General features: G+C 43.1%; 9 protein-coding genes. 3 read left to right on the top strand and 6 right to left on the bottom strand.

Translation table 11 applies throughout. From position 1 onward, the window contains the following. Position 1 precedes the first annotated feature (1 nt). Both VB693_RS13140 and VB693_RS13135 read left to right on the top strand, forming a co-directional pair. A complete protein-coding gene (locus VB693_RS13140; protein ID WP_323266659.1) occupies positions 2-1,621 on the top strand; it encodes an iron ABC transporter permease in 1,620 nt (539 codons plus the stop codon). A 36-nt stretch (positions 1,622-1,657) separates the two neighbouring features. Continuing rightward, the gene (locus tag VB693_RS13135) at positions 1,658-2,710 is read left to right on the top strand and encodes an ABC transporter ATP-binding protein (RefSeq protein WP_323266658.1); all 1,053 of its coding nucleotides are present in this window, start codon (positions 1,658-1,660) and stop codon (positions 2,708-2,710) included. Between the two features lie 71 nt (positions 2,711-2,781). On the opposite strand, the gene VB693_RS13130 is transcribed toward VB693_RS13135, so the two are convergent. Continuing rightward, positions 2,782-4,071: a Glu/Leu/Phe/Val dehydrogenase gene (locus tag VB693_RS13130; RefSeq protein WP_323266657.1), complete on the bottom strand. Its 1,290-nt coding sequence runs from the start codon at positions 4,069-4,071 to the stop codon at positions 2,782-2,784. A gap of 158 nt (positions 4,072-4,229) precedes the next feature. Here VB693_RS13130 and VB693_RS13125 point away from each other — a divergent pair, with 158 nt between their 5' ends. Further along, complete coding sequence (locus VB693_RS13125) at positions 4,230-5,555, top strand: cytochrome P450 (RefSeq protein ID WP_323266656.1); 1,326 nt, start codon at positions 4,230-4,232, stop codon at positions 5,553-5,555. Positions 5,556-5,615: 60 nt separating this feature from the next. Here the strand turns inward: VB693_RS13125 and VB693_RS13120 are convergent, their stop codons facing one another. The 5 genes from VB693_RS13120 to VB693_RS13100 all read right to left on the bottom strand — a co-directional run bounded on the left by VB693_RS13120 (position 5,616) and on the right by VB693_RS13100 (position 11,800). Next, positions 5,616-7,139 carry a carotenoid oxygenase family protein gene (locus tag VB693_RS13120; RefSeq protein WP_323266655.1) on the bottom strand — a complete coding sequence of 508 codons (1,524 nt, stop codon included), beginning with the start codon at positions 7,137-7,139 and terminating at the stop codon, positions 5,616-5,618. 392 nt (positions 7,140-7,531) lie between these two features. Beyond that, complete coding sequence (locus VB693_RS13115) at positions 7,532-8,926, bottom strand: folate/biopterin family MFS transporter (protein WP_323266654.1); 1,395 nt, start codon at positions 8,924-8,926, stop codon at positions 7,532-7,534. Positions 8,927-9,087: 161 nt separating this feature from the next. Further along, entirely contained in the window at positions 9,088-10,251 is a 1,164-nt protein-coding gene (locus VB693_RS13110) for a beta-ketoacyl-ACP synthase (RefSeq protein ID WP_323266653.1), read from the bottom strand. Positions 10,252-10,326: 75 nt separating this feature from the next. Next, the gene (locus tag VB693_RS13105; RefSeq protein ID WP_323266652.1) at positions 10,327-11,115 is read right to left on the bottom strand and encodes a peptidylprolyl isomerase; all 789 of its coding nucleotides are present in this window, start codon (positions 11,113-11,115) and stop codon (positions 10,327-10,329) included. A gap of 115 nt (positions 11,116-11,230) precedes the next feature. After that, positions 11,231-11,800, bottom strand: coding sequence for a photosystem I assembly protein Ycf4 (locus tag VB693_RS13100; RefSeq protein ID WP_190704996.1), 570 nt, complete (start codon positions 11,798-11,800; stop codon positions 11,231-11,233). Between the last annotated feature and the right edge of the window lie 481 nt (positions 11,801-12,281).

The following is a 12,281-nucleotide window of genomic DNA, read 5'->3' as shown; positions in this document are numbered from 1 at the left end:
ATTGAAATCTTCGGTTCGCCCTCCCTTATTTCTCACCATAGCAGCAGGAGTAGTAGCGATCGCTATTGCCCTGCCTTTGGTCTACTTAGTTACCCGTGCAGTAGGTATTGGCGGGGAAGAGTTCTGGGAATTGATCTCTCGTCCTCGCAATATCGCCATTTTTTGCAACAGTGCATTAATGGCCGCAACTGTCACCTTATTCTCAACCCTGATTGCCGTACCCTTAGCATTTTTGACCGTGCGGACAGACTTACCAGGGAGAAACTTTTGGTTAATCGCCACAACATTACCCCTGGCAGTGCCTAGCTACGTTGGTAGTTTTGCCCTGATTGCCACCTTAGCCCCCAGGGGTAGCTTTTTGCAATTATTGCTAGAACCTTTGGGGGTAGAAGAGTTACCTTCGATTTATGGTTTTCCGGGGACAGTTCTCGCAATTACTTTATTTACCTATCCCTATTTACTGCTGAGTGTGCGTTCTGGCTTGCAAGGGATAGATCCTTCCATAGAAGAAGCCTCCCGCAGTTTAGGTTACAGTAGCAGCGAAACCTTTTTCCGGGTCGTATTGCCGCAGTTGAGACCATCAATCATCGCCGGGGGATTATTGGTAGCCTTATATGGATTACGAGACTTTGGTACACCATCTTTGATGCGGTTTGATACCTTTACACGGGCTATTTTTCTGCAATATAAAGCCAGTTTTAACCGTAACACCGCCGCAGTTTTATCTTTAATGTTGGTAACACTGGTATTGGTAATTTTATGGCTAGAGTATCGAATGCGATCGCGTGCTGCATATTATAGTCGTGGTTCAGCCTCCCTACGTCCACCGAAAATCATTAAATTGGGAATTTGGAAATGGCCAGCCCTCGGTTTTTGCTTACTCATCACTAGCTTTGGTGTGTTCTTACCAGTCGGTATTACCCTATTTTGGCTACTACGGGGATTTAATACTGGCTATACCTTCCCCAATTTACTCCCCACTATCTTCAACTCAGCCTCGGCAGCCGGACTAGCGGCTTTAGCTGCCACCATCTTTGCCTTACCCATCGCCATTTTATCAGTCCGCTTTCCCAGTAAAATTACAGCTGTTATTGAACGTTTTTCTTATATAAGTTTTGGTATCCCAGGAATTGTCATAGCCTTATCACTGGTGTTTTTTGGAGCTAATTACCTGCCATTCCTGTACCAAACTCTACCAATGTTAGTCTTTGCATATTTAGTCTTATTTTTACCGCAATCAGTAGGCACAGTCCGCACTTCTCTATTACAAGTAAATCCCCAATTAGAAGAATCAGCCAGAAGTTTAGGCAGATCAGCTTGGCAAACTTTAATAGAAATTACCCTCCCCTTAGTCAAACCAGGCGTATTAAGTGGTGCAGTCTTAGTATTTCTGACCGCAATTAAAGAACTACCTGCAACTATGCTGCTAGCCCCCATAGGCTTTAACACCTTAGCAACGCAAATTTGGCAAGCGACAGAAAATGTTGAATTTGCCGATGCCGCAGCTGCTTCCCTGGCTATGCTATTAGTCTCTATGAGTTCAACCTTATTAGTGTTATCTCAAGAGAACATTAAAAAAGAGAAAGTGATAAACCAAGTACCAGCACCAACAAAACTCTAATTTATTTCGCCTTTGTATCTCCCTAGTTATCTACCTATGCAGCCAGCCATCCTACACCTACAGAACGTCACCAAGCAATTTTCAGAAAACACCTCTCCTGCTGTGGATAACGTATCATTTATACTGCAACAAGGGGATGTTTTAGGATTACTTGGCCCCTCTGGTTGCGGTAAAACTACTCTGTTGCGACTAATTGCAGGTTTTGAGCGTCTACCAACAGGAACAATTAAAATTGGTGAACAGATAGTTAGCAACAACTCTATTTTTATCCCTGTAGAACAGCGTGATATTGGTGTTGTCTTTCAAGATTATGCGCTATTTCCTCATCTCAACGTCGAAGAAAATGTAACCTTTGGGTTGAGAAATATTAGTAAACAGCAAATACAAAAACGTGTAGCCGAAGTCCTAGCCTTAGTGAGATTAGCAGGACTCGAAAAACGTTACCCTTACGAACTCTCTGGTGGACAGCAGCAGCGTGTCGCCCTAGCCCGTGCCTTAGCACCCCAACCTCAACTGATGCTTTTAGATGAACCATTAAGTAATCTGGATATTCAAGTTAGGTTACAGTTGCGGGAAGAAGTCCGAGACATTCTCAAAGCAGCAGGTACTTCAGCCATTTTCGTTACCCACGATCAAGAAGAAGCATTAGCCATCTCTGACATAGTCGGCGTGATGCGACAAGGACATTTAGAACAAATAGGCACACCAGAAGAAATCTACACTCATCCAGCCTCAAGGTTTGTCGCGGAATTTGTCACCCAGGCTAATTTTCTATCTGCCAGTCGCCAAGGTAATGTCTGGGAAACAGAAGTTGGTTGTTTTGAGTTACCAGCTAATTACATCAACAATTTAGGCGAAATTATGATCCGCCAAGAAGACTTGATTTTAACACCAGCCACCGATGCCCCTGTATTTATCCGCACCCGCAGGTTTTTAGGGCGCGAGTACCAATATTGTTTGCAAACTCCTTCTGGTAAAGAAATTCATGTGCGGACAACAACAGATATGGCATTACCCGTAGGTACACGAGTGCAGATATCCATCGTAGGTGATGCTGTGAAGGTTTTTCCCCAGGGAATAAAGGAATAGTAGAGGTTATCCAGAAACCTTTTAGAGACGCAGCAATCCTACGTCTCTACTTTGTCAGAAAAAGTTGGATGTTAAGGATATAGACCCCTGTCATTTAAGGCTTGAGCAACTCTACCGACTCCCAGAGTATACGCTGCTAACCGGAGGGGAACTTGCCGCACTTTGGACTGTTGGATTACGTGATGATATGCTTGCACCATCAAGTGTTCCATTTCGCGGTTGACACGTACTTCATCCCAAAAGAGGTACGAAAGACCTTGCACCCATTCTAAGTAACTTACTACTACACCACCAGCATTGGCTAGGATATCTGGTAGGACAGTTACACCCTGCGCCTCTAGAACTTGGTTTGCTTCCAGTGTTATTGGCCCGTTAGCTGCTTCTGCAATAATTTGCGCTCTCACTTGATGGACATTTTCTGCTGTAATTTGGTTTTCTAAGGCGGCGGGAATTAACACATCACAGCGTAAAGTCAGTAACTCTGCATTGCTAATAGCTGATGCTTGTGGGAAACCTACTACACTTTTACGATTTTCGGCAGCATAAGCTTTTAATGCGGGAATATCAAGACCATGAGATGAATAAACCCCACCTGTAGCAGTGGAAACAGCAATGATTTTTGCTCCGGCTTGGTAGAGTAATTCCGCTGCTGCGCCTCCCACATTCCCAAAACCTTGGATAACTACTCGCATTCCCTCTAGAGATTTGCCCATATCTGCTAATGCTTCCCGGACGATAATCATCACACCGCGTCCGGTGGCCATTTCTCGTCCCAGTGAACCGCCGATAGATAGAGGCTTACCTGTGACAACTCCGGGTACAGAATGACCCACATTCACTGAATATGTATCCATCATCCAAGCCATTTCACGGGCGGAAGTTCCCATATCTGGTGCGGGTATGTCTACTGAGGGGCCAATATCTTTAATTAATTCGCTAGTATAGCGGCGAGTAATTCGTTCTAATTCGCCCACACTATAATTTTGTGGGTCGATCGCAATACCTCCTTTTGCACCACCATAAGGTATACCCAACAGCGCACATTTCCAAGTCATCAGCATAGCTAAAGCCGATACTTCCCGCAGTGTAACAGCCGGATGGTATCGAGTTCCGCCTTTGTAGGGGCCTAAAACATCAGAATGTTGTACTCGATGTCCTGCTAATACCCGAATATCACCATTGTCTAGCTTTACGGGAATGGAAACTGTCACTACCTTGCGTGGGTGACTGAGAATTTCCAAGATACCTTGATCTAACCTTAATTCTTTCCCTGCTGCTTCTAAATAACTACAAGCTTGGTCAAATGGGCAAATATGTGCTGGAGTAGCAGCTTCTAAAGGAATGATAGGGGTTGACACCATAAGATTTTCTCCTAATCGCGGTTTTTGGCGAACCGGATACATATATGCCTAGCTTATCCCGCGTTTTCGGGAAATATAGATTTTTTGTAGTTTTTGTTACATTTTTATTTTTATCCAATTTAGTTCAAAATTGTTAATAAATAGTTGGAGAAATTAATATGAACATTAAGTATAATAAGCAGCCACCTTTACCGCCTGGCAAATTGGGTCTGCCTATGATTGGGGAGACAATTAGCTTTTTACGCGATGCCAATTTTACTAAAAAGCGACAGCAGCAATACGGGTCGATATTCAAAACGCATTTGTTTGGTCGTCCTACAGTGTTAATGATCGGATTTGAAGCCAATCGTTTTCTGCTAACCAATGAGAATCAATATTTTTCTGCCACTTGGCCTGCTAGTACCAAGGCTTTATTAGGGCCAGCATCATTAGCAGTACAGACAGGAGGTATACACCAGAAGCGACGTAAGCTGTTATCACAAGCCTTTCAACCCAGGGCTTTAACTGGGTATGTGACAAAAATGGCAGAGATTACTCAGACTTATTTGCATAAATGGGAGAGTCTGGGTACATTAACGTGGTATCCCGAACTCAGACAGTATACTTTTGATGTTGCCTGTAAGTTACTCATAGGAACAGATACAACCAGCGATCGCCAATTGGCTGAGTTGTTTGAGGAATGGTGTGAAGGCCTGTTTACAATTCCCATATCCTTACCCTGGACTAAGTTTGGACGGGGGTTAAGTTGTCGTCAGCAACTACTAGCAAAAATTGAAAAGCTCGTGCTACAGCGTCAACAACAACCTAGTTCTAGTGAAGATGCTTTAGGAATTTTGTTACAAGCCAAAGATGAAGAGGGAAATAGCTTGAGTTTACCGGAACTCAAAGACCAAGTGCTATTACTGCTATTTGCTGGTCATGAAACTTTAACATCAGCGATCGCTTCTTTTTGTTTACTATTAGCCCAGCATCCAGAAATTCTAGCAACTGCCCGTGTAGAACAACAGCAGCTAAATATTACCGAACCTTTGTCTATAGAACATCTCAATCAGATGACCTATCTTGACCAGGTACTCAAGGAAGTCTTGCGCGTGATTCCGCCTGTGGGTGGTGGCTTTCGGGATGTAATTAAATCATGTGAGTTCAATGGCTACTTAATTCCTGAAGGTTGGTCTGTTCTCTATCAAATTGGTGGAACTCATCAAGACAGCAATATATATACTGACCCTCAAAGCTTTGATCCACAAAGATTTAGTCCAGAACGCATAGAGAATAAAACAAAACCTTTTAGCTATCTCCCCTTTGGTGGTGGAGTGCGTGAATGCTTGGGTAGAGAGTTCGCCAAGTTGGAGATGAAGTTGTTTGCAGCCCTCTTGCTGCGTGAGTATGATTGGCAACTAATACCAGATCAAAACCTGGATTTGGTGATGATTCCCGCACCTCATCCCCGTGATCAGCTAAAGGTAAACTTTCAGCATATTTAGGGTCAGAGTATAGGCTAAACCATTACCCCAGTTTGTTGAATCAACTGGGGTGACTTTCAGCTAAATAGGCGCGAATACCTGAGAGGTAAAGCTGCCATGTAGACCATAGGGGATATGATGTTTGAGATGAAGTCGAGCGATGGGCTTCGCCCCGCCAAAGGCGATCGCACCTTTTGCTAAATCACGAGCATCTAAAATCACCACATCTGAGCGATGATGCGCAGCATCATAAACTAAAGCTAGCAACCAGCCATCATCTTCTGTTTCAGCATCTGGACGCGGTACAAAAATCGGCTCACCCATAAACCCACGCGGCGCAGCACTCCAAAGTTGTCTTTCTCCAGACTCTAAATCAATTTTTAGTAATGCTTGCAATGGTGCATTACCAGTTTCTGCATGACCTGCACCTATATAAATATATTTGTAAGTGCGTCCTACATGGTCAGGATGTATGCTGGGAAATTCACAACAACGACTCTCAATTAAATTACGTTCTACCGTCTCATTCTGAAGATTGAGATGGAAACGCCAGAGTTGACCAGGAGAACCCGCATCAAAATCAACTTGACGAAAATCGCTTTCTGGTTCTACTTCTGGTAAAGCATCATAGCAAATGGAGTCAACATAAATTTCATGCCCTAGAGCAAAAGCATTAACGTGGTGAAACACAAAACCTGCTTGTGTTTCCAGAATTTTTACTCCTGTATTTTCCCCTTTTGGAAAGCGAGGAATAACAATAATTCGCGTCGGTTGATTCGGCTGGAATTTGATACATTCCCCAGCTGCGCGTATACCCAAAGCAAAAGGTATAGGATTAAAAACGACAGGATTTTGAAAGAAGATACAGTGTTCAGGAGTAATGACAAAATCGTGAATGAAACAAAATCCCGAAACACTATGAGCTTGCTTCCTGAGAACTTTACCTGTTGGGTCTAATTCAAAAATTGTAATTGTAGTAGATAGTCCCGGTTTAATAGAAAAATTGACTAGACAAGGTGAGCCATTATCTTGAATACAATTAGGGTCAATGCGAGGATGTGCGCTAAAAGCTTCGCCCTCAGACAAAACTCCATTAAAGTATTCTTTGCCTAAAGTTTCTAGGGTGTAAGCATCAATAAGATGGGGTTCACAAGCTTCCCATAAAGCCAAAAGTTTATCACCCCAATAGATAACGTTGGTGTTAGCAATATTTTTAATTTTGAAATCAAATATATTCGCTAACCAACCACCTGGTTTTTGAGTACCAAATACACCACGATAGAGGATTTTGCCGGCTTTTTGTTCTGCTAAATAGCCTTCTGTACGAACAAATTTATTACAAAAATGGGCGCGACCATCGACAAAAGTGATGCGGCTAATCATCCCATCACCATCAAAAGGATGATGAAAATGCTGACCATTGACATCAAGTAATCCTGGCCCATTTCTAAACAATGTGCCTTGCAGTTCTTGGGGGATTTCTCCTTCGACCTCATCAATCCAATAATCAAACTCTTGGGTAAGAGATTCGTATCCTCCCTGCCAATCTTCACGAGTATAAGATTTTGCTAAAATTGCTGTTTCTGGAATTTGAAAACTCTGCATATTATTTGAGTGCTGAGTATTGAGTGTTGAGTATTGTTAGCGGTAGCGCGGCGTTTAGATGTTTTTTGAAAAGTCGGAAGGGGTATAAAAATGTCATTCTGACTGGAGTCCTGAGCGAAGCGTTCGCGCCAGCGTTCCCGTAGGGTAGGAACGGGAAGGTAAAGCCTGCGGCATAGCTGCGCTTAACGCGAAGCGTTCCGTAGGAAAGAATCTAGGCTTTGTGGCACATACACCAGATGTTACCCTGCGGGAACGCTTTCAGCGTTGGCGAAGCCTGCGCTTTGCGCTTACATTCCGCTACGCTGCATACTCCTGCGGAGAAGCAAGCTACAACATGACAAAAAACAGACTTTTCAAACATCCTCTTAGCCAGTGTTGAGTGTTGAATATTTTTACTCTACAGTTTCTGATTCGGGTTCTCGCAGCATTATTTCTGACATCAAGTTGGGTATTAATTCTATTTCTGCTTGTGAATCATCAGCTGGTAGCCAGTTAAGGAAAGGTAATGGTAGTAAGGTGCTGAGATTAGTAATCAGTACCAAGAACCAAAGGGAATCAAAATTGCTTTCGGTGATTCCTAGCCAGTGCATAATAATAGCTCCGAACTCATAGGAAACCATGCCGGCTAAATTTGATACTGACATCAACAAAGCGAATAGGCTGGCTTCTACTCCGGGGGGACAAAGTCTCGCTGCTAAGACTAACACAGGCATATAGGCAATTTGTCCCATAACTGTGAGAACCAAACTATCTCCCAGGCTAAACCAGTGGTCATCTATGCCTAAAGCTCGGTTTGTGTGTGTCACCAGTAACAGCATTGTCATTCCCAGGGCGGCGGAGATAACTGTACTCCAACCAAAAATTACTCGGAAGGGAACACTTTTTAAGAAGCGTTGAAAAATCCAAACCCCAATTAAAGCAGCGAAACTTGTCACTAACCGCACTCGCCCCAAAAATTCTGGTTCAAAGTGGAGTTCGTTGGTGCTGAAGAAGAAAAAGGCTGCATCGGCTGTTGGGGTAGCTTGCCAGATAAAGACAAATGCTGTTGGTAGCCAAATAGTTTTTTGGGTAATGGCTTGACGTAGCTGTCCTATTTGATACTTGATACTGAGAGTATTGGTTTTATCCTTAGCGTCTTTGCTAACAGGCGATTCAGCAATCAACCAAGCTACACCTGAAACAATCAAAGGGAATGTAGCAGTAATCCAGAATACAGTACGGGTTGTAAAGTGTTCCAGGAGCAGTCCACTAAAATAGGCTGTGATTAAGCCGCCTAATGCGGAAGCACCCCAACATAATGATTGTAACGAACCGGCATCGGCTTGTGATTCTACCCTGGCTCTTTCCACGACTAACGAGTCAACGATCACATCACTAACGGCAACGGAGAGAGAACCGAGTGCGATCGCTACTGTAGCCGCCCATCTATCATGAACTATGGTCGCTAAACTTACCCAGGATATAGCACCTAGTATCCCTGATAGTACCAAGTATGGCCGACGACGGTAGCCAAATATAGGTAACCCATCAGACATAAAACCAAATAGAGGCTTGATAATCCAAGGTAGGGCGACAATTCCCAATAGTGATGATACCTGTACAGGACTCAGTGACAATTCATCCTTAAGGAAAAAACTGACAGCTAAACGCGCCAATCCCAAAATTCCTTGGACAAAGTAAACGGTAAGAATGGCGATTAACTCGGCACTAGGTTCATTACCGAAGAAGATTTTCTCTTTTATTGAGTCCTTGACCTTCTTGGATAAGCCAGGGGAGTGAATCAGCATTTGGTGAATATTTTTTAAGTTTTATCGACTTTTATATCATATCGATTTCTCTGAATGTGCGTTTTATTTGGCAATTATTCAAATTCTGAATTTTGCCTACCATCAATGCGAATTTCCAAACCGAAACTTTGATTCTCAGCGATCGCATCAACATGAGGTAACTAAAGTGTAGATTGACCCAATACAACAGCTGCATTCTGTCCACCAAAGCCAAAACTCAAACATAATGCTTGCTGAATTTTACTTTTATATGCAGTCCTGACTATGTTTAAATCAAATTCTGGTTGATTAAATCCTACAGTGGGTGGCAAAATATTATGTTTTATAGCTAACAATGTGAAAGCTACCCCCAATGCTCCTGACGCGCCTAGGGTATGACCTGTCGCCCCTTTAGTCGAACTAATTGCTACTTGATGGGGAAATAGCTTTTCTATGACTATGCTTTCTATACGATCATTTAGCTGGGTAGCTGTCCCGTGAGCATGAATGTAATCTATCTCATGGGGTTGTAGGTCACTGCGTTTTAAAGCTTGTTTGATAGCTGCAATCGCTCCCCTACCTTCCAAGTCTGGCTGATTGGTATGATATGCGTCTGTGGTTAAGCCAAAACCCAAAACTTGACCATAAATCTTTGCTTGACGCTGCTGGGCTAATTCTTTTGACTCTAAAACAAATATAGCCGCCCCTTCACCCAATACTAAGCCTTCACGGTGTAAATCAAAAGGGTAAGCACCAGTTTTGGCTAAAGCACCCATCTGTTGAAACCCTGATATCGTCAAGGGTGTAATCGGTGCTTCTACAGCCCCAGCGATCGCTCTTTGATATTGCCCTGTTTGAATCAAAAGTGTCGCCTGAGAAATCGCCCAAATCCCTGTAGCACAAGCAGCCATCGGTGCTAAAACTGTGCCAGTCGCACCAATTTGTCTGGCAGATGCGATCGCATTCATATGGGGTAGAATCTCTAACCAATCCTCTAATTTTTCTCCTGTATAGGGGGATTGGCTAGGATATTTTGCATACATATTCTTTGCTAAATTTTCCCACGATGCCTGATGGCTACGACTTGAACCAATAACCACAGCACAATCAGATAAATTTGTCAATAAACCAGCATCTTTCATTGCCGCATCTACAACCTGCTGGGTCAATATTCTCAATTTTGCGGGTGTCTGACTAATCAAGCCTAGAGGTAGTGGCGCAAGTTCTGAAAAAGGCTGATACAGGCTAATTCCAGACTTCCCAACAATTAATTGTTGCCAACTATCCTCTAGGCTCTTACCCAAAGCGGAAACTAAACCAATACCAGTAACAACAACTTCAAACAATCTTAGGGAATGGGAAATGGGGAATTGGGAATTGGGACAAGGAGAAAATAATTACTTTTTCTCCCTACTCCCTACCTATGGAGTTTTTAAATTCTCACTGCCTTGAGTGACTTTAGCAGAGTCAATGCGATCGCCTTGCTGAATTTTGTTAACTACATCAAAACCGTCGGTAACATAACCGAATACGGCATAGTTACCATCTAAAAATCCTAAATTTGCTAAAGCAAAGTAAAACTGAGAGGAAGCAGAATCTGGTGGCTGCGATCGCGCCATTGCTACTGCACCTAGTTTATGCTGTAACTCTGGTGGTTTCGTTACACGGGCCATTTCCAATGTCTTACTGTAAATGGGGCTGGACTCCCCTTCTGGCTTAATTTCTAAGGGGATACGACGCTCATTACCAGTTTTTGCATCAATGTAGCCGCCTGTTCCCAGTCTATCTACTGGAACTTTAGGATCTTTACTTTGGGGATCGCCACCTTGGACTACAAAAGGTTGAGGTTGGCGTACAACCCGATGAAAAACAGTACCGTCGTATACACCCTTCTGCACCAAATCAACAAAGTTGCCAGATGTGATAGGGGCATTTGTACCGTCTACTTCGATGGTAATTGGTGAGCCATTAACTGTCATCACCACCGTAGCTTTACCTTCAAGACGTGGTAAATCTTTCATTCCCGGAATACTCTCACTTATGGTATCTGATACAGATGTTGCTTCAGTAGTAGTAGTTGTCGTGGTTGTCTCGGTCGCTGTTGATGTTGGCGAAGAATTAGAATTAGCCTGCTGTGTAGAACAGCCGCCCAACATCAAAGCACCGACGATCAAAAATGCAACCAAGAATTGTGAAACTTTTAACCGCATTGCTAATTACTGACTCAACCAGTGTATCTTAGCCTCTTTTAGAGAACGGGGAATGGGGAATAGGGATGAAAACTCAATTCTATCTTGTCTCCTCTGCCCCTCTACCCCTCTGCTCCTACAATCCTTCCAACGGTACTTCTAAAAATCGGGCTAACTCTGCGCCTTGAGTTTCTAACTCTGCTAATGACAAAGGTTGTCCTACCCGTGTTAGGGGGATGTCTCGGCGACCTTTAAGACGGAGATACAACGCACGACGAGGATTAAGACCTTCTTTAATATCTATTTGTACAGATTGTACGTCTTGGATGCGGGAATCAATTTCAATCCGGCGATTTTTGCCAGGAAATCCCCAACGAAAGATTTTGAGGTAGCCAGTTTCTCTATTGAAATCATTGTAGCCGCCCCCTAAGTCCCAGAGGATAGACAGCCATAGGTACGATGCTAAAAGTAAGCCAGCCGAACCATATAACCCCATTACCAAACCCTGGGGGAAAAATACCAATTGAGTTGGATCGGTAACTATGAGAAAATTTACGTTTAAATAACTCGATATCCCTGCCAATAAAAAGCCTGTAGCTCCCATCGTCACGATAGTTGCCCACCAGTAGTTGCTAAACCTACGAGAACCGAGAACTTTTTGATGCAGAAGGCGATCGCCTTTGTTAACTGTTGTTGATCCAGTCATTGAACTACCTTGGCCTGTAAGTGCTTGCCTTTAATTAAAAGTCTGCCATTTTACCAGGATGTCTTGCAAGTTAAATTTTCTCCCTTTGCTTCCCCTCCTAATCCTGTCACCTGTTACTTGTAATAAGATTTCTGAGAAAAGTTGTGTCAGATTGTAAAAATTCTGATATTCATAGTATTTAGTAGGTTCATGTTAAATACTTGATTTCCCTAGGTGGGTTGAGCGAAAACCCCAACAATGTGATAAGTTAAGAAGCATTAAGTTACCACAAGCTAGGTAACTAGCTCATGGTACGTGTAACGACATAACCCTGAGAAATGTCGGCTTGAAGAAGTAGTCAAATCTCAGAAACTCAGCAATTATAAGCTGCTGAGATTGTCAAAAAAAACGTTATTTCCTCGCGGCAGTCGCTTAAAGGATGGAATTCCCAGAAAGTTCTGCTTAGAAACGTTGCAATTTTAGTAAAAGAGGATTTAGTTAG

This window comes from Anabaena sp. UHCC 0399, assembly GCF_034931465.1.
Lineage (GTDB): Bacteria > Cyanobacteriota > Cyanobacteriia > Cyanobacteriales > Nostocaceae > Trichormus > Trichormus minutissimus.
The sequence above is the reverse complement of the archived record's forward strand: the minus strand, read 5'-3'. Positions and strand labels throughout refer to the sequence as shown.

Bases quoted from the DNA above. Each gene is read 5' to 3' on its own strand.
- VB693_RS13135 (WP_323266658.1), top strand. From the start codon at position 1,658: ATGCAGCCAGCCATCCTACACCTACAGAACGTCACCAAGCAATTTTCA.
- VB693_RS13125 (WP_323266656.1), top strand. From the start codon at position 4,230: ATGAACATTAAGTATAATAAGCAGCCACCTTTACCGCCTGGCAAATTG.
- VB693_RS13115 (WP_323266654.1), bottom strand. From the start codon at position 8,926: ATGCTGATTCACTCCCCTGGCTTATCCAAGAAGGTCAAGGACTCAATA.
- VB693_RS13105 (WP_323266652.1), bottom strand. From the start codon at position 11,115: ATGCGGTTAAAAGTTTCACAATTCTTGGTTGCATTTTTGATCGTCGGT.
- VB693_RS13100 (WP_190704996.1), bottom strand. From the start codon at position 11,800: ATGACTGGATCAACAACAGTTAACAAAGGCGATCGCCTTCTGCATCAA.
- VB693_RS13120 (WP_323266655.1), bottom strand. From the start codon at position 7,139: ATGCAGAGTTTTCAAATTCCAGAAACAGCAATTTTAGCAAAATCTTAT.
- VB693_RS13130 (WP_323266657.1), bottom strand. From the start codon at position 4,071: ATGGTGTCAACCCCTATCATTCCTTTAGAAGCTGCTACTCCAGCACAT.